Source organism: Eubacterium sp. F2, assembly GCF_046244355.1.
Classification (GTDB): domain Bacteria; phylum Bacillota; class Clostridia; order Peptostreptococcales; family Anaerovoracaceae; genus Aminicella.
This window is the reverse complement of sequence record NZ_CP176393.1, coordinates 984,546-1,003,645: the sequence shown is the minus strand read 5'-3', so window position 1 is coordinate 1,003,645 and position 19,100 is coordinate 984,546. Positions and strand designations below refer to the sequence as shown.

At 50.4% G+C, this 19,100-nt stretch carries 15 protein-coding genes; all 15 read right to left on the bottom strand.

The genetic code is table 11. The annotated features are described in order from the left end of the window. Positions 1-7: 7 nt before the first annotated feature. The 15 genes from ACI77B_RS04130 to ACI77B_RS04060 all read right to left on the bottom strand — a co-directional run bounded on the left by ACI77B_RS04130 (position 8) and on the right by ACI77B_RS04060 (position 18,902). Positions 8-589: an electron transport complex protein RnfA gene (locus ACI77B_RS04130; protein ID WP_409337505.1), complete on the bottom strand. Its 582-nt coding sequence runs from the start codon at positions 587-589 to the stop codon at positions 8-10. A gap of 4 nt (positions 590-593) precedes the next feature. After that, complete coding sequence (gene rsxE, locus ACI77B_RS04125) at positions 594-1,265, bottom strand: electron transport complex subunit RsxE (protein ID WP_178263045.1); 672 nt, start codon at positions 1,263-1,265, stop codon at positions 594-596. After that, the gene (locus tag ACI77B_RS04120) at positions 1,265-1,840 is read right to left on the bottom strand and encodes an FMN-binding protein (protein WP_409337504.1); all 576 of its coding nucleotides are present in this window, start codon (positions 1,838-1,840) and stop codon (positions 1,265-1,267) included. Before ACI77B_RS04120 ends, rsxE begins: the two co-directional genes overlap by 1 nt. Then, positions 1,840-2,820 carry an RnfABCDGE type electron transport complex subunit D gene (locus ACI77B_RS04115; protein WP_409337503.1) on the bottom strand — a complete coding sequence of 327 codons (981 nt, stop codon included), beginning with the start codon at positions 2,818-2,820 and terminating at the stop codon, positions 1,840-1,842. Before ACI77B_RS04115 ends, ACI77B_RS04120 begins: the two co-directional genes overlap by 1 nt. Continuing rightward, positions 2,820-4,136 carry an electron transport complex subunit RsxC gene (rsxC, locus tag ACI77B_RS04110; protein ID WP_409337502.1) on the bottom strand — a complete coding sequence of 439 codons (1,317 nt, stop codon included), beginning with the start codon at positions 4,134-4,136 and terminating at the stop codon, positions 2,820-2,822. The genes ACI77B_RS04115 and rsxC overlap by 1 nt, the downstream gene beginning before the upstream one ends. A gap of 90 nt (positions 4,137-4,226) precedes the next feature. Beyond that, entirely contained in the window at positions 4,227-5,717 is a 1,491-nt protein-coding gene (locus ACI77B_RS04105) for an aminotransferase class I/II-fold pyridoxal phosphate-dependent enzyme (protein WP_409337501.1), read from the bottom strand. A 45-nt stretch (positions 5,718-5,762) separates the two neighbouring features. Beyond that, a complete protein-coding gene (gene cls, locus ACI77B_RS04100) occupies positions 5,763-7,307 on the bottom strand; it encodes a cardiolipin synthase (protein WP_409337500.1) in 1,545 nt (514 codons plus the stop codon). A 34-nt stretch (positions 7,308-7,341) separates the two neighbouring features. After that, positions 7,342-8,622, bottom strand: coding sequence for a serine--tRNA ligase (gene serS / locus ACI77B_RS04095; protein WP_409337499.1), 1,281 nt, complete (start codon positions 8,620-8,622; stop codon positions 7,342-7,344). Between the two features lie 68 nt (positions 8,623-8,690). Continuing rightward, positions 8,691-10,613 carry a glutamine synthetase gene (locus ACI77B_RS04090; RefSeq protein ID WP_409337498.1) on the bottom strand — a complete coding sequence of 641 codons (1,923 nt, stop codon included), beginning with the start codon at positions 10,611-10,613 and terminating at the stop codon, positions 8,691-8,693. 108 nt (positions 10,614-10,721) lie between these two features. Then, positions 10,722-13,538: a UPF0182 family protein gene (locus tag ACI77B_RS04085; RefSeq protein ID WP_409337497.1), complete on the bottom strand. Its 2,817-nt coding sequence runs from the start codon at positions 13,536-13,538 to the stop codon at positions 10,722-10,724. Between the two features lie 54 nt (positions 13,539-13,592). Further along, positions 13,593-14,900 (bottom strand): zinc ribbon domain-containing protein, encoded by a 1,308-nt coding sequence (locus ACI77B_RS04080; RefSeq protein ID WP_409337496.1) that lies wholly within the window; start codon positions 14,898-14,900, stop codon positions 13,593-13,595. A 99-nt stretch (positions 14,901-14,999) separates the two neighbouring features. Then, positions 15,000-15,638, bottom strand: coding sequence for a hypothetical protein (locus ACI77B_RS04075; protein WP_409337495.1), 639 nt, complete (start codon positions 15,636-15,638; stop codon positions 15,000-15,002). 140 nt (positions 15,639-15,778) lie between these two features. Then, positions 15,779-16,549 carry a PIN domain-containing protein gene (locus ACI77B_RS04070; RefSeq protein WP_409337494.1) on the bottom strand — a complete coding sequence of 257 codons (771 nt, stop codon included), beginning with the start codon at positions 16,547-16,549 and terminating at the stop codon, positions 15,779-15,781. A gap of 81 nt (positions 16,550-16,630) precedes the next feature. Further along, positions 16,631-17,803 (bottom strand): D-alanyl-D-alanine carboxypeptidase family protein, encoded by a 1,173-nt coding sequence (locus ACI77B_RS04065; protein WP_409337493.1) that lies wholly within the window; start codon positions 17,801-17,803, stop codon positions 16,631-16,633. A 238-nt stretch (positions 17,804-18,041) separates the two neighbouring features. Further along, entirely contained in the window at positions 18,042-18,902 is an 861-nt protein-coding gene (locus tag ACI77B_RS04060) for an MBL fold metallo-hydrolase (RefSeq protein WP_409337492.1), read from the bottom strand. Between the last annotated feature and the right edge of the window lie 198 nt (positions 18,903-19,100).

The window sequence follows — 19,100 nt, the reverse complement described above, 5'->3', positions numbered from 1 at the left end:
TGCCTCCTTATGAGAACATGCCGCTGAAGCCCATGAAGGCCAGGGACATGATTGATGCTGTAACCAGTACGATTGGTACTCCGCGGAAGGATTCCGGGAAATTCTCCTCATCGACCAGCTTTGTTCTTACTCCTGCCATCAGTACCATTGCGAACAGATATCCAACGCCGCCGCCCAGTGCGTCAACGATGGACTCGATGAAGTTGTATCCATCTGTGATGTTGGAAATACAAACACCGAGTACCGCACAGTTTGTGGTGATCAGCGGCAGGTAAACACCCAGAGCCGTGTACAGTGCCGGCATGCTCTTCTTCATGAACATTTCGATCAGCTGTACCAGGAAGGCGATTACCAGGATGAATACGACGGTCTGCAGATAGCCGAGGCCGAAAGCGTTCAGCAGCTGCTGCAGAGGCCATGTAGCAAGTGTTGCTACAACCATGACGAAGATTACCGCGTAACCCATTCCCTTGGCGGAGTCCAGATCCTTGGATACTCCGAGGAAGGAACAGATTCCCAGGAACTGAGCCAGAGGGTAGTTGTTAATCAGTATCATACTGATAAAGATGACAATTAATGACTTTATCATGACACTATGCCTCCTTCTTCTTCAGATCCTGTGCTTCCTGGAACAGGTCAACATCGCCGACGTCCTTGCGGATCTTGCTCTTATCCTTTGAGAAATAGTTTACTGCTGCCATTACGATAGCATATACAAAGAATCCGCCGGATGCCAGTGTGAAAATGGACATTCCCGGGAGGCTCTTCGGCATTACACGGAATCCGAGCAGTGTGCCGGAACCAAAGAGTTCACGGATCGCACCCATGATGACCAGTGTAAATGTAAATCCGATACCCATTCCGATACCATCGAGCATGGAATCGAATACGTTATGCTTATTTGCGAACATTTCCGCACGTCCCAGGATGATGCAGTTTACTACGATCAGCGGGATGTACAGACCCAGTGATGAATACAGTGCCGGTGTATATGCCTGCATCAGCAGCTGTACTACAGTTACGAATCCGGAAATGACTACAATGTAGCACGGGATTCTTACTTTATCCGGTACGATGTTTCTGATCGCGGAAATTACCATGTTGGAAAGAATCAGTACGGCCGTTGTGGATACGCCCATTCCGATACCATTCATGACAGACGATGTTGTCGCCAGTGTCGGGCAGGTACCCAGAATCAGCACCAGTACCGGGTTCTCCTTAATGATTCCGTCGGTCAGATAATGTAATCTGCCTTTCTTTTCCATTACTTAGCACCTCCCATGCTCTTTGCCTGCTGGAGTGCACAGTAAACACCCTTATGCAGTGCTTCACCGGTTACAGATGCTCCGGAGATGTACTTGATCTGTCCGTCTTTTACGTTGGTGGAATTCAGCTTCTTGACACCCTTATACGGGTTTACAACCATATTGGTCTTAGAATTCCAGTTCTTGGTACCGACACCCGGTGTATCAGAATGATCGGTGACCTTGACGTTCGTAATTGCTCCGGTATTATCAATACCAACCATCATGGTCAGAGGACCGCCGAATGAGTTGGTTACAACGGTGATAACCTCACCGGAGTTGTTTGTAGCTGTATATGCTTCTGTAACGTATACCTTTTTCGCTTCCAGAGTTGTCAGCTTGCCGTTATACTTCTTGAATCCATTTGCCTTAGGAAGAAGCTCTTCTCTGGACTGGTTCGCAGATGCCGCAGCGTTCTTTACGATAACCGGATGTGCCTTTCCGTATGTTACAGCCAGGGCTGCAGATACGATCAGACAGATGACTACCAGTACCACGACAGGTGCGACGTTTTCTTTATAGAAATTACTCTTCATTACTTCTTCGCACCTCCATAAAGACTAGCATAGTATCTCTTCATCGTTGTTCTGTCGATCAGTGGAACGAACAGGTTCATGAACAGGATGGAGAAGGATACACCTTCCGGATAGTTGCAGAACAGACGAATCAGCATCGTGAACAGTCCGCATCCAATACCGAAGATCAGCTTTCCGTTATTCATGATCGGGGATGTTACATAGTCAGTTGCGCAGAAGATCGCACCGAGCATAACTCCGCCGGCCAGGATATTATAGAGTGCCATGTGCAGAGCACCGGCATCGCTTCCCTTGACTCCATAGTAGATCAGGGCAAATACAAATACTGTACCGATGAAGGAGCAAGGAATGATCGGATCGATAATCTTCTTTACGATCAGGAATACTCCTCCGATGATCAGTGCCAGGGCACTTACCTCACCGAGACATCCGCCGGTTGTTCCCAGGAACAGTGCCTTCAGACTTGCCAGCTGTCCGCCGTTTTCCATCAGGTTCAGCGGTGTAGCGCCTGTTGTTCCGTCGACTCCGCGCGGAACCGGCCATGTTGTCATCTGTGTTGTGAAGGAGAGCATCAGAACGATACGTCCGACGATTGCCGGGTTCGCAAAGTTCTTTCCGATTCCTCCAAACAGCTGCTTGACGATGACGATGGATACAAAGCAGCCGATAACAGCCATCCAGAACGGGAATCCGGAAGGCAGGTTGAATGCCAGGATGACACCTGTTACGCATGCAGAAAAGTCTGCGATGGTAACCGGTTTTTTCATGAGTTTTTCATACGCCCACTCAAAGAACACACTTGCAATGACGCAGACTGCTGTCAGAGCGATTACACGTGCTCCGAATACATAGATGCTGACGCAGAATGCCGGCAGCAGTGCCAGCAGGACGTATTTCATCGTTTTTGCCGTGTCCAGCTTCGTCACAATATGTGGAGAAGAGTTCATCGACAAAGTTCCGAGCTGTACTTTATTTTCCATTATTTCTTCCCTGCCTCCTTTACAAGACCCTTGGCCAGGTTATTCATGAAAGCGAGCGGACGATGTGCAGGACATACAAATGAGCAGCTGCCGCAGTTCATGCACTGCATAATCTGCAGCTCCTGCAGAGCTTCTACGTCCTTATGCTTGTATGCATCCGCAAACTTCATCGGGGCCAGGTTGAACGGGCATGCCGCGTGGCATCTTCCACAGTTGATACATGCTGTCTCTTCTGGAATATAAGCCTGCTCTGCGTCGAAGCAGAGAATTGCGTTGTTATTCTTAATGATGGAAACTTCATCGGAAATCGTGGAACGGCCCATCATCGGTCCGCCCATGATGATCTTCTTAGGCGGTTTCTTATATCCGCCGCAGAAATTCACCAGATCTCTGATGGATGTTCCAAACAGAGTCATGACATTCTTCGGCTGGGCAACCGCGTTTCCGTCAACCGTTACTCTTCTCTTGATCAGAGGCATTCCATCACGGAAATACTGTCCCAGGAACGCTACGGAAGAAACGTTGGATACGACTACGCCTGCGTCTGCAGGAAGCATGCCGGCATCCACTCTTCTGCCTGTAACTTCATAGATCAGTACTCGCTCAGCTCCCTTAGGGTACTTAGCCTGCAGCGGGAATGTCTTCAGGTTGGCAACATTCTGCTCGCTCAGCATCTTATTCAGCTTTGCGATGGCATCCTGCTTGTTATCCTCGATGCCGATGAAGCCCTGCTTCATTCCCATGTACTTCATGATGGTCAGTGCACCGTCGATAACATCCTGCGGTGCCTCCAGCATGGTTCTGTGGTCTGAAGTAATAAACGGCTCGCACTCTGCACCATTGACAATCAGCGTGTCAACCTCATCCAGGTTCTTAGGATTGAACTTGACATGTGCCGGGAAGGAAGCTCCTCCCATTCCGGCAAGGCCGCTGTCTCTGACTGCCTTGATAAAGCTCTTGAAGTCCGTAATTTCCGGCTTTTTGATACCTTCCCAAGGGGTCTGCTTTTTGTCTGTTTCAATAACGACACGTGTGTCGTAGCCTCCATTGGCCGAACGGTACTTATCGATTCCCGTTACGGTTCCGGAGACGCTGGAGTGAATTGGCGCACTTACAAATGCATCTGTATCACCGATCAGCTGTCCGACCTTGACTTCATCGCCCTTCTTTACCAGGGGATCGCAAGGTTTTCCGATGTGCTGGGACAGTGGGATCTTTACCACGTCCGGCACAGGCATGACTTCGGTTTCACATGCTGCCGTGTTCTTATAATGGCCAGCATTAATGCTATGCAAATGCTTTGCATATGAACTCATCTCTCTGAAACCTTCCTTTCTTGAATATATAGAATTATTCCTTTATAACCATACGCCTACAGTATACACCCGAAACTTTCAAATGTCATTCTAAAGAAATACAAAAACATGTGCTTCAGCATCCAGTCCCTGGATTTCTTCTCCGCGTTTTTTTATTTTTTCGATCGCATCTATGACACTTTCCGTATAGACTTCTCCCGTGCAGATCATTGGAATTCCAGGCGGATACGGGATCAGAGGCGCCGCACAGACTTTTCCTTCCGCTTCATGTATTGGCACTTTTATCCGCCGGCTTCCATGCTTCCGTTTAGATAAACGGAACAAATTGGCGTGTTGTTCTTTTTTGCATACATTATGTGTATTTACGTCTTTTTTATTCAATACACAGCTCTCTGTACCCTCGGCCGCTGTGATTTTCCGCTGGTCAGAGATATCTTCCAGTGCGTCCAGAAGCGCTGCCTCATCTTCCCATACAGATCCCAGGCCGGTCAGACACATGACAAGATCGCCGGAAGCAAGTTCCGGCCAGATCTTTCTTCTGATCAGCTCATCCTGCAGCTGCATCCCGTTCAGCCCCAGCTGCCGCATGCTGACGTTTAATTTTGTCTGATCCTGCATCGGCTCCTGCATGACTTCCAGACCTCTGATTCTGCCGGCTTCTTTATAGAATCTGCGGATCTGCTCATTCCAGTCACGAATGCATTCTGCTCCGTGTTTTTCCAGAATATCTGCATTGATATCCATGGAAGCCATCAGCAGATAAGACGGACTGCTGGTCTGTGTTTTCTGCAGCGCCTGCAGAAGATCATCCGGGCAGACCCGGTCACTGCACAGATTGAGAAGTGCAGTCTGACCGAATGACGCCATGGTCTTATGCAGACTGGAAATCACCAGATCGGCTCCCTGCTCTTCCGCGCTTTCACATCGGAAATCCACGTCCACTCCATCGTCTTTCAGTGCCTGAAAGAAGGGCAGATGCGCACCGTGTGCCTGGTCGACGATCAGGACCTTATCGTGTTCATGCACGATCTCTGCAATCTCGCGGATATTGCTCTGAATCCCGTAATAATTCGGGCTCGTAACGACGACAGCCGCCGCCTCCGGATGCTGCTTCAGTCCTTTCCTTACCTCGTCGGGGCTGACTTCTCCGGCTATACCGAAGCTTTCCTCAATTTCCGGATACAGGTATGCCGGCTCTGCTCCGGCCAGCTCTGCTCCGTTAAACACGGACTTATGGCAGTTCCGGGCGATCAGGATTCCTGCCCCCCGCGGCACAGCAGCCAGGATGGCCGCGATCAGCCCGCAGCTGCTGCCGTTGACCAGAGGATATGATTTTCTGCAGCCGTACAGCTTCTGATAACGCTCCGACAGATCCTTCAGCACACCAGTCTGCTGAAAGAGGTCATCTGCGCCTGGAATTTCTGTGATGTCCTCATCAATGAAATCCTGAAGAAAATCCCGGTATCCAAAGCGGTCGTACAGCCGCCTGCCTTTGTGGCCGGGCATATGAAAACGCACCGGCCGGCTCTCTGCATGCCGGCGCAGATAGTCCTGCAGATGTTCGTTTTTCGGAATATCCATTTCTTTCTCCTTGCGTTTCCGTTTCCCGGGTTGTTTTTGTCCCTGCTAGAACAGCGGGGTGAAAATGCGCATGAAGAAGCCGATCATGGCGCCGATGCGGTGTTTCTTCAGATCTTTCTCTGTAACCAGTGCACTTCTGCGGAAGGTGTCAATGCAGTCGCGGTAGAGGGTGTCGAGGGACTGGGTATGATACAGGACCGTGCTGTTCTCAAAATGAAGGAAAAAGCTGCGGTAATCCATGTTAATCGTGCCTACAGCACCCAGTTTACCATCACAGAGGAAGCTCTTTGCGTGGATGAATCCCGGCGTGTATTTATAGACTTTTACGCCGGCCTTGATCAGCGGCCCGACATAGGACAGTGACATGGCATAGACCAGCGGCTTGTCCGGGATTCCCGGGATGACCAGACGGACGTCGATACCGCGCTTGGCGGCGAGTTTCAGGGCGGTTTCCATCTCATTATCCAGAATCAGATAGGGTGTAAAGATGTAAACATATTCCTGCGCCTGATTCAGCATTTCAAAGTACACGTTCTCGCCGACGTTTTCATCGTCCAGCGGACTGTCGGAAAACGGCTGCACTTCACCATCGTTCGGGAATTCTCCCGGATGCCAGATGTGCGGGCCGTATGCGCGGTAGTCCTCGTCCGTTCCACGGAAAGCGTGCCACATGTTCAGGAACATGACGGTATAATTCCACACCGCCTCACCTTCAATCCTTGTGCCGGTGTCTTTCCAGTGTCCGAAACGCACGATGCGGTTGGCGTATTCATCGGAGATGTTGACGCCGCCGCTGTATCCGATATACCCGTCGATTACCATGATTTTCCGGTGGTCCCTGTTGTTGTATACCAGAGAAACGATTGGCTTCATGGTGTTAAAGTCCATGACCTGAATGCCTGCATCCTGAAGCTGACGGGAGAAGTGACGCGGGAGCTTGTGCATGGATCCGACGTCATCGTAAATGATGCGGATATCCACACCCTGCGATGCCTTTTCCTTCAGAATCTGAAATATCTCATCCCAGAGCGTTCCTTTGGAGATAATGAAATATTCGATGAAAATGAAGTGCTCTGCCTTCTTCAGATCTTCCACCATATCATCGAACAGCTTCTCCCCGACCGGATAATATTTACTCATCGTGTGGTCCCACAGCGGGTAAGCGCCGTGCTCCGCCACATAGCGGGCCGTACTGCGCTCCCGGTTTTCTCCGAGCATATCCAGCGGCTCGACCTGCAGGAAGTCATTCTTATGCAGGGCTTCCTGACGGGCCAGACGCCGCCTTATTCCCCGGCTCGGCATTCTTGCGCCAAAAACGATGAACAAGACCGCACCGACTTCCGGGAACAGCGCCATAAACACAATCCAGCCGATTTTATAGGCCGGATTTCTGTCCTGCCAGATGATATAGGCAATCATCAGGACGGTAAGTGTACGGAATGAGATGTTGACCCAGTGCGCATATGCAGAAAGCCGCAGGATAAGCATGATAAAGTAGGTAAGCTGAACGGCTATCGCCGCCAGTACGATGGTCAGCCGGTTAAAAATCAGACTGAATACTTTACTGAATATCCTGCGGAATGTCTTCAAAATATTACCTCTCTGTATCAATCAGAGACCTTTACTATTTCTTTGGAACGATTCTGTCCTTTCCTCCGAGGTAAGGTCTCAGAACATCCGGAATGACAACAGAGCCGTCAGCCTGCTGATAGTTCTCCAGAACTGCCGCTGTTGTTCTTCCTGCTGCGAGTCCGGATCCGTTCAGTGTATGAACGAACTCAGGCTTGCCGCCTTCTTCTCTTCTGAAACGCATGTTCATTCTTCTTGCCTGGAAATCCGTCATGTTGGAGCAGGAAGAAATCTCTACGTAACGGTTGTAGCTCGGCATCCATACTTCCAGGTCGTAGGTCATGGCAGAGCCGAATCCCAGGTCTCCAGAGCACAGTCTTACAACATGGTAAGGCAGCTTCAGAGCCTGCAGAATCTCTTCTGCGTTGGCGGTCAGCTTTTCCAGCTCGTCCCAGGATGTCTCAGGCTTTACTACCTTGACCATCTCGACTTTATTGAACTGATGCTGACGGATGATTCCGCGGGTGTCTCTGCCGGCAGAACCAGCCTCGGCACGGAAGCACGGTGTGTATGCTGTGTAGTAAAGCGGAAGCTCTGCCTCCGGAATGATCTCTCCGCTTCTCAGGTTGGTCAGAGGAACCTCTGCAGTCGGAATCAGGAAGGAATCTCTCTGCGGAACAGAGAACATATCATCCTCAAACTTCGGCAGCTGGCTGGTTCCGATCATTGCCTGACGTCCTACCAGGAAAGGCGGAATAATTTCACGGTAGCCCTGCTTTTCGTGTGTGTCAAGCATGAAGTTGATCAGCGCACGCTCCAGCTTGGCTCCCATATCCTTATATACCGTAAATCTGGCTCCGGAAAGTTTGGATCCGCGGTCAAAATCGAGGATATCCAGGTCTGTTCCCAGATCCCAGTGTGCCTTCGGCTCAAAGTCGAACTTGGTCGGCTCCATGAACTTGCGCATTTCTACGTTTTCTGTATCGTCAGCGCCTGCCGGAACACGCTCGTCCGGAAGGTTCGGAATGGACAGCAGTGCGTTTTTCAGTTCTTCTTCAACAGCAGAAACTTCCTTGTCCAGTTCCTTGATGTCTCCGGACAGCTTCTTCATCTCTGCCAGTACTTCTGTCGTGTCTTCACCCTTCTTCTTCATATCCGGAATCTGACGGGATACCGTGTTCTGGTGGTTCTTCATTGCTTCAACCTTTGCCAGGACTTCACGGCGCTTCTCATCCAGCTCACGGACATGATCCAGGCCGAAATCACCTTTTCCTCTGAACTCGACACGTTCTTTGACGCCGTCAAAGTTCTCTCTGATTTTCTTAATATCTAACATAGTTCTCTCCATTCCGCCGCTTTAACTGCAGCTTTATATAACAATCCGCACTCCGCGCGTGACGCAGACTACAGAAGGTTTTTCTTATAGTTCTCATACAGCTGGGTAAGTTTTTCCTTCTTTGCCTTGACCTCCAGCTGCAGGTCAGATGCGACATCATACAGACCGTCATCCAGTGCCTGCTTGGTTCTGGACAGCAGCGCCTTATCGGTGATCGTGTCCTTCGCCAGTTCATGACGGAGCGCATCAATCTCATTCCAGTTCTTCACGTCATAGTCCGTGAAATCGTCATAATTATGCAGACGCTTGCATCCGCGGACATATTCCATGACGGACGGAATCAGCCTGTCGTGAAGCTCGGTCTTCCACTGTGCCAGAATGGCTGCGCGGTAGGACTCGATGATCAGATCCGGGAAGATGTCATTATTCTTGTAAATCTTCATTTTGTCCGGGTACAGATCGAAGGCCTTCAGATTCTGCCATACCGTTGCCGGTGCCTTGCCGAACAGGCGGTTGCGTTCTTCCTCGGTGAAGTTCTCGAATACATCCTCTTCACTTCTGTATTCACGGTTCTTCTCCAGATAGAAGTCCTCTTCTCCGTAGGATTTCGACAAAGATTTCTCCAGTTCATCCGGTGTCTTTTCAAGATCGAGAGCCGCATGAATTCCGTCAATGCATGCCAGATAAGAGGCTGCCAGAACCAGGTAGGTATTACTCTTCGGGTTCGGTGCGCGGAGCTCAAAACGTGTAGCCAGCGGTTTCTTCGCATCGCGGATCAGTCCAACCAGAACAGTTCTGTTTCTGGACGGCTCTTCCACACTCTTTCCCAGGGATGTGACGATGCAGACCGGAGCCTCGTATCCAGGCTTCAGACGATTCAGTGCATCGTTGGAAGCACTGATGAACGGGTTGAGGACCTCGTAGTTCTTCAGGATTCCCATAAGCGCGCCGAATCCGATCGGGCTCATGAAGTCTTTCTTCATGTCCGCAGGAGCAAACAGGCTGACGGTCTTTCCGTTCTTCAGGGTGGCGGCAAGTCCGATATGGGTGTGCTCTCCGCTTCCGGCAACGCCTTCAAACGGTTTGGCCATAAAGGTTACATCCAGTCCGTGCTGGGTGAAAATGTCACGTACAACGTATTTAATCTGATTCTCATTGTCGGCTGCCTGAAGCGCATCGGTGAAGCGCCAGTCGATTTCCAGCTGCTCCATGACATGATCGTAATGTCCTGTATTTCCCATCTGCGCCTTAACACCGCCGACTTCCTTATGGCCCATCTCAATCTTGAATCCGTAATGATCCAGGATGCGGAGCGTTTCCTCCAGAGCGGTACGGACATCTCCGTAGGTTCTCTTCCAGTACTGTTCTTTCAGTACCTGAGCGGTAAACAGCTGCTCACGGTCACCCTTGTCGTCCGGGGTCTTTACCCAGAACTCCAGCTCGGTAGCGCTGGTAATGGTCAGGTGATCGATGTCATCCGGACTGTTTACCCCGTCAATATAGTTCAGCACATAAGGATGCGCCTTGATTTCCTCCATAACCTGCTGCTTGAAATAGCTGACTGCTTTCTTCAGGATGGAGCGGGATCCGCAGTAGAAATCATCATTGTGGATCAGGAAGCACGGAATCCGCAGCGTTCCCACCGGAAGATCTCCGACACTGTGGCAGATGTTACGGTAGTTGTAGTCAACATACCAATTTACGGATTTATCCGGAATGATGCAGACCTTCGCGTTGCCGAGGTTGGCAATCTTAGGCAGGACAACACTGGATCCGTCTGTCTGCACTCCGTTCTCCAGCATGTCATCCATATCCTTCAGGAACAGACTCACCGGGATTTTCTCATCGGTATCATGGCCGCCGATATCGATGCCGACCATGGACACGTATTCAACTTCCGGATGTGCCTGCAGAATTTCTGTGACCTTTTCTGTCGTATGCTGATCCGGGGTAATCGTGAACAGCATTTTTTCTGTATCAAACGCAAACATCTGTATTCCTCCAATGTTCTCAAAACAGCAGTATGTTACATTTTTTCCATGCTGATTTATATCATCCCGCGGGGGAATATCCCCGCGGGTGAACAGCCAAATTCATCGTTATGACTTTAAGTGATCCAATGCTTCTTTCAGCGCATCCATCTGCTTGCCGTATCCGGCCCAGTCGCCTTCCTTCAGAGCGCTCTGGCCAGCGTCATAGGCTTTTTGCGCCTCGCGGATGTAGTCCATCTGCGACTTGCTCTTCTTTCCTTTGCCGCTCTTCACGGTCTTGGATGTATCTGCGCCTCCGTTGTCGCCAAACAGTTCCTGAAGCGCATCGCCAAGGGTGCTCTCATAGGCGATCTTGTCGCCGTAAACGACGATGACCCGCTTGACTTCCGGGATGGCTGAATTCGATGCCTCCAGGTATACCGGCTCTACATAGAGCAGAGAATCCTTGATCGGAATGACGAAGAGATTTCCTCTGCTGTACTGCGACCCCGCCGAACTCCACAGGGAGAAGTCCTGAGAAATCTCGGTGTTCTGGTCTATCTGCGCTTCTACCTGCATCGGTCCGTAGACAGTCTTGCTCTTCGGGAACTCATAGAGAAGAATCTTTCCGTAATTCTTTCCATCGTTCCTGGCAATCATCAGCGCCGTCATGTTCTGCTTGGATTTCGGCGTAAACGGAATTGAATTTATAAATTCCGCATCCTTTTCTCCCGGCAGATTGACAATATAGTAATTCGGCGTCATCTGCTGCTGTTTGGTTCCGTAAATCTCATCTGCAACGGACCAGCGGTCCTCATCCTGGTAGAATACCCGGACATTGCTCATATGGTAGCGGCTGTAGATTTTCGCCTGAATCTCGAACAGGTCATTCGGGTAACGGATGTGCTGCTTCAGCTCTGCCGGCATCTCCGAATAGTTCCGGAAGAGTTTCGGATAAATCTTCTGGTAGGTTTTTGCAATCGGCTCGTTCTGATCCATGACGTAGAATCTGACCGTTCCATTGTAGGCATCCACAACGACCTTGACGGAGTTGCGGATGTAGTTGCTCGCTCCGGTTGTTCCGCTGTAAGGCTCAGAATACGGATAATTGGTGCTGGTCGTATAAGCATCGATAATCCAGTACAGACGTCCGTTTGCCGTTACCGCGTAAGGATCATTCTCATATTTCAGATACGGCATGATCTTCTTTACACGATTTTCTACGTTTCTGTAGATGATGATTCTGGACTTGCTGGTCAGATTGGTGGAAACCAGCAGCTTCAGACTCTTTTCTCTGATAGCGAACATCAGTCTGGCGAACGGATTCAGACGGATTCCCGCCGTCCCCTTATATTTCGTGTAGCGGTTCCGTGTTCCATCCGGATAATCGAACTCGTCTTCTTTGGTATTTACCAGAGAATAGTCATTCGTCATCTCGCCGAAGTATACTCGCGGCTGTTTGATTGAAATTCCGGAAACCTTGGATTCCGGCGGAATATTCTTTACGACCACGTCCGGCTGTCCGCTTGAAGTAACTGCATTGACCTGCGACATCGTGTAGCCGTATCCATGTGTGTATTTCAGATGACGGTTCAGCCAGGTGTCACTGATCTTGCTTTCATCAATCTCACGGACAGACAGATAAGTCTGCGTCAGTTTATTATTCAGTTTATACCGGTCAACATCCACATCATTGAAGGTGTAGTACTGCCGGATACTCTGTGTCTGGTTGTAGAAGGTCTTTACAGGATCATAGTCGTTGATTCTGATATTGGAGATGGTCTGACTGTTATTCTTGATATCATCGGAAGTCAGATTCTCATCCGCGGCAAACTTCTTCACCTGCACATTCTTTAAATCGTAAGCATTCTGTGTGTATTTGATATTTCTCTGCAGATATGGTGTCTCCTTATTCAGTTCATCCGGGGAAACCACCAGATTCTGCACGATTGCTGCGACTCCCGTTCCCGCAAGGGCGACAATCAGCATGATCACTGGAACCCGCAGGACTTTCCGCATCTGATGCCGGTGAATAAAATGCACGGCCGCAGCCGCTCCGATAAGCGACAGCACCATCAGAATCCGGAGCACCCAGAGACGGATGTGGATATCTGTAAATCCGGCTCCGTAGACGACTCCGGTATGGGAATGCAGCAGATCAAACTGACGCAGGAAAAAGGCAATTCCCAGCATCAGGAAAAAGATGACGCAGAGAACGGTGAGCTGCCCGGATGCAACGGAAACCAGGCCGGACAGGTTTTTCCGGTCCATTCTTTTCGGCTGCTGCCCGAGGCCTCCATTCATGAAGCCATTGGCAAATGTATAGAATACATTTCCACTGTTCTGCTGCTGTCCTGCCGTATAATCACGCTCAAAAACTTCCGGACTGTGGACGGAAAGCAGAATGACGTAATAGATGATGCTCATCAGGATAATCAGCAGAATCACCACAATCAGAATGTCATTCAGCTGTTTCAGAAAGTCCAGCTTGAACAGGTAAAAAGAAATATCCAGATGGAAAACCGGATCTTTCAGTTTGACCTTTGTCGCATAGGTATACTGCAGTGAGCCGAACCACAGATGCGTCGCCGTGTAGGCGGCGATGATGAGTGAGAAAATCGCCACGACGATTCTGGTATACACACTCAGCCGCTTCTCATCGGTCACTTCATTCGATACAATTTTATTAAAATAGTTCTTTTTCAGTCTGTGCAGATACAGATCGATCAGAATTACCAGCACAGCAAACAGCGGAACTCCGATGATCAATTCTGTTGTAATTTTTTTCAGGAATACACTGACATATCCCATTTCCGAGAACCACATCCAGTCTGTAATGAAGTTCACCAGAAGGGACAGTACCGCAATCACTGCGATCACGATCAGCAGGATAAGCGCAGTTTTGTTTCCCCCGCCGCTCGTTCTTTTTGCCTTCTCGACTTTCACAACTCTCTTCCTCTCAGTCATACACCGGCCTGTCCGGCCGCTTTATTTCAGTATTTATCCAAAGTGGTGGTAAACCATGTCTGCGATGTTCATAAAGATCTTCTCAAGCTGAACGCAGACTGCGCTGTCCGGCGCGGCTTTTCTCAGAATCAGGAATGCTGCTTCCACGATAATCAGCAGAATAACAATGGTAACGAAGATTTTCAAACCGATATGGCGTTTCTTCTTTTTCTGCTTTTTCTTTGCCGCTTCTTCTTCCGGATTAAATACGTAATTCATCGACGCTTCGGAAGAAGCCGGTTCTGCAGCGCCGCCGGCACGTTCCGGCTCGGAAGATGCCTCCTGCGCACGATTTTTCTCTTTCTTATCTGCGCCTTCCACAGCCTTCTGGTCTTTTGCGCCCGGCTGACCCTTCTGGTCATTCTCCTGACGGTCCAGGAGATCCTGGACTTTTGCCGCCTTCTGCCGGAGTTCTTCCTCCGGACACTGGCCTTCTCCGCTCTCTTTATTTTCTCCCTGTTCCGGTGAATCTTCACCGTACATCTCACTGGCCGCTTCTGCAGCACGTGAAGAAGCTTCGGTCACACTCTGCGCCTTCTTGGCCAGTTCCTCCAGTTTATGCAGGGTTTCCTCCGGAGATGCTTCCGGCTCTTCCTTCTCCCGCTTTTCTGCGGCACGGTCTTCCGGTGCTGCAGAAGCAGGAATGGAAGGAGACTCTTTTCTGATCCGGTCGTATTCCTTATTCAGCACCTGCTGGAACTCTTCATTCTTCTGGCTGTATGTGTAAAATGTATCGATTGCGTCAAGATCACGCTCCGCACGCTCAGATACAGCATCTTCTTCCCGGAAGGAAGGCATCTGTGTTTCCTCCGTTCCCACAGCCGCCGGATCCTGCACTTCGCTGGCATGGTCCGGATGATCAGGTTTTTCTGCCGGCACATTCCGGTCAGCTGCCACCGTCTTCTCTGCACGGCTGCCCGGAGCGGATGGAGACGTATGCCAGTTGAAATTGACTTCTTCTGTCTTGTGGGGATGTCCGGACGGATAATCACTATTGCCCCAGTCAAAATCGTCAATATGGAAGGCTTCTCTATTTTTGCGGATTTCTTCTTCTCCGAAAACTTCTCCTGCATTTCTGCGGCTGTCCGTTCCATGCGCACGGGTCTCTGGTGCAGTCTTCCCTGCAGCAGCCGCGGCTTCCTGTTCTCTCTGCTTCTCCTGTGGACGAAGTGCCGGTTTTTCTCCGGCTGCAGGAGCGGCCTCCTGCTTGTCTTCCCGCTCCACACGGGTTCCACACTTCGGACAGAAGTTATCCGTGTCACGAAGCGGCTGTCCACAATTTCTGCAATATAGTTCTGCCATACTATCCTCCGATTATCCTGACTTCTGATTTTCTTTTCTGTTCCCTGCATAGATTTCCCTGCGGAACAGATGATCGTAAATAGGCGATCTTCCTTGCAATTATCGTATCTGATCCCTGAGCTGGTCCACAGAGTAGGCCTTTCCATTCTTATCTACCCCGCAGTCCCGGCTCCGGTAGCGGATGTTTCTGGACGGATGTTCTTCAGAACCGGTATCCTCCGCCTGCCGGTTATCCGGGCTCGTATCCGGCGTTTCCGCCGCCCCGGTCTTTTTTGTCCCTGCCGGCTCTGCCGCAGCTGCATATTCCGGCTGCTGCGCGGATGTACTTTCCTTCTGCTCCGGCGCTTCGGAAATTTCCGGCTCACCTTCGCGGCCCGCTTCTGCCTCTACCCGTCCGTCAATCCGGACAACGGCAGGTTTTCTGACCGCAGGCCTCTCTGATGATGATCCGATACGATTATCAATACGAACCACGGTAAGCGTCCGTTTCTCTTCCTGTTTTTCCTCCGGATCAGGAGAAGTCTCCTGCTGTTTTTCCTGATTTCCCGCTACGACAGCATCCCTTATCTCTGTGATCGTTCCGTCAATATGCGACAGGATCAGCTTCTGCTGCTGCCGGCTCCCTGAAAAATGCGCAGCAATGAGCACTGCAAGCACAATGATCAGTACCAGCAGTCCAAACAGTATCAGCAGGTCAGCGAACTGCATGACCGTGATATTCCCAAAAACAGCTCCCATGCGGCATCTCCTTTCCACAAAAAACAATTCATTTTATTATACAATAAAAGGGGCGCAACGGCAAACGCTGCAGCCCCTTCGGCTTGTTCTTTCCCTGATGTAAACCGCCCCCTGCGGGCAGACTTCTCCCCGGGAAATTGCTAATTGTCTTTATGCGCCGGAATCAGCGGCTTTACCAGCTTATACAGCTGGGCCGCCAGCTTGTTCTCCGGGCTCGGGAATTCCTTCATCAGGGCATTGTTGACATCCTGCCTGCTTTCATTATCCCAGAGAATGTCTGCTACCCTTTTGGCATCATGATGATCTGGAACAACTTCCTTCACCAGTGAAAGAAGCGTATCCTTCTTCTTCTGTTTCTGTGACTTCGGAGAATGTTTCTTTGCCTTCTGTTTCTGCTTTGGCTTCTGTTTCTGCTTCTGCTTCGACTCATACTTTTCGCTTTCCTGCGGCTCGATGAATTCCTCTTCGAACGGCTCGGCGAATGGCTCAGAAAATGTTTCCTCTCCTGTATGCTGCTTCTTTCCCGGCTTTGCTGCAGCCTTCTTCTTCGGGCAGCCCTCGCCCAGACTTTCAATGCGCTTTACGCAGACCTTCTGCTCCTGCCAGTAGCGGCACACGCTCTGATATCCCTTATCATAGCTGACGATATAGTATTCATCTCCCATGCCGCTCCCGACCAGCGCGCCGAGTTCCGTCGCCAGCTGGAAGTCCAGGTCATTCTTATGTCCGACCTGCACTTCCTTGAAGACGAACTCCGCGCGGCTGTTGTTAATCTGCAGATGCATCGGAATCGTCATCGTCTGGGCATACTCGCTGTAGAAGACGATCACCTTGTCCTCTTCAGAAAGCCGCTCGATTCCCTTCAGCGCATCCTGCTTGATGTTCTCATAATCAATGAAAAAATATTTCATTCCTTCCACTCCTGTTCTTCTCTGCCAGGATCTTCCGGCTGAACGCGCGGGAGGAGGGTGTCCCGCCGTTTTATTTTTCTGTTACCGGTCCTGCCAGGTTCTGATGTATTTACACAGCTTCTTGACATCCTTGAAGCGGTTGCTGCTGTGCATAACGACGGTCACATACTTTACGCCCTTATACTCATAAATACCGGAATAGCACTGTCCGGCAAGGGTTGTCGTTCCGGTCTTTCCACCCAGGCATCCCGGGTAGTTTTCCAGCAGCAGGTCATTGGTTGTGGTCAATACGTTATAACGTTTCTTATGGTTCAGTGCACGGAATTTCACCGACTTTTCCATGGTGATCTTTCGGAACTCCTTGAGTTTGTACGCTCTTGCGTTGATGGTGGCAAGATCTCTTGCAGAAGAGTAATGGCCGGTCGTATCCATGCCGTGCGGATTTTCAAAGTGGGTGTTCTTCAGTCCCAGCTTCTTCACTTCCGCATTCATCATTGCGACGAACTTCTCCTCGCTTCCTGCAGTCGTCTCTGCAACGGCCTCTGCGCTGTCGTTGGAGGACGCAATCAGCATCGCGCGCCAGAGATCGTACAGACGGAACTGATCTCCGAGCTTCTTATACAGATTTCCATCCGGCGTGTTTTTTACCGATTTTGTTACCACTGCCGTGGCATTCGGATTCGCGTGGGTCATGGTGATGATTGCCGTCATCATCTTGGTGGTGCTGGCATTCGGCAGGCGCTTGTTCATGTTGTAACCATACAGTACAGCGCCAGTTTTAAGATTGACAATGACCGCAGATTTGCAGTGAATCCCGGCTGTTCCGCGGTTCATCTGGGTAACCGTAATATTCTTCATGTACTTCCGGCCGCCATGCCCTGCAGGAATATAGACTCTCCACCTGGTATATGTCTTTTCCTGCCAGGAAGACGGGAAGGTTACCGTCACTTTCCCGGAATCCCCGGAAGCCGTACGGTACTTCTCCGCAGTCACCCACTTTTTATCCGCTGAATCATACGTCTGCAGCAGAACCCTGCGGTTTTTTGCAGGAGAGACTCTGAATGTGGTCTGCAGTGTGGACCCGGCCGGCGGATTCAGCTGTCCTTTCAGGCCGCTGACCTGTGTCTTCACCGATCCGATCCCGTGCCCGGACTGCGCAAGCGCTATTCCCAGCACGACAGCCAGTACAACCAGCGCCGCGATACACAGCCCCATTCGTTTTCTGTTCACTACTCTGTATTTTCTGCTTCTCATAGTAAAAATCTTTCCTTACACCGCGCATCGGTATCCGCGGAGTTTCCCTTTCTAGCCAAATGCTGCAACCGTCTGTCAGATGCTGCTCCATCTGCCGGCAGACATGGTATGTTCTGCGGCAGAATCCACGCGCAGGCACAAAAAACAGATGTGTGCTCTGCATCTCGCGGGACACTCTGCTCCCCGCATACCGGCAGGCACTCCACATCTGTCTTGCCCACTTTTCTTTCATCCCGCGCTATTTAGACGGAATACTGAACGTTTTTCCAGTCGTCAGTTTCTGCACCTGATCCGGATCCATATACTTGGCCAGCAGACGGAAGCCGATTTCTCCCGTGCAGTGTCCGGTCCAGACCCTCTGGATTCCGTGATCTTTCAGGAAGAAGGCGAGTCTCTGGATCTTCTGCTCCGGAACCGTGCAGATCTCTGCGTCCCCGTGCATGCCCATCATATGCAGGCCGCCGATGAAAGCGCAGATCGGCGCGTGATGGAAATTCTCGTCCACCTCATTGATAATGTGATCCGCTCCGGCGTGAGAGCAGCTGCTGATAATGACCAGCCCCGGATCCGCGTCGAAAACGATGCTCATTTCATGCGAAAAATCATCCGGAACGTACTCTTCGCCCTGCTTCTTATACATATCCGCCTTCTCGCCGATCTTCTCCAGGCCCGGTGTTGTGTGCGGCACCAGATAAACGCCGTCCGCGATGCTGCAGACACGGTTGACCATGCGGATTCTGCGCGACTGCTCACTGGCCAGTCCCTCAGGAATGCCGATGTATTTCTGCGTTCCGTCCTTCTGCTGCAGATAATGTCCCTCCGGCGCGGTGTCCATCATATACACCGGAGCCGAATCATTCTTCTGCAGAAATGCCGGCAGTCCTCCTGCGTGATCGTAATGTCCGTGCGAAAGAATGCAGATATCCGTTTTCGCGATATCCACACCCAGAGCCTGCGCATTATTCAAGAATGCATCGCCGGACCCTGTGTCGATCAGATAATTCTTCTCTCCATATTCTATAAAGAGACTCAGTCCGAACTCATTGACGAGTTCCGAACCCTGAGGCCTGCTGTTTTCTGTCAGAACTGTAATTTTCATACTCAACCCCTCCTCGCAGTTGAAACGGAACAGCGCAAGGCCAAAAAAACATTCCCTGCACAAAACCACATTCTACTATACCACATTGTCATGAAGTTTTTGTGGTTTCTATTCCTTAAACTTGTTTAAATTTCCATTTTCATCGTTTTGACGTATACTATAGGCACATTACTGACCAGATAAAAAGCAGAAAAAGGG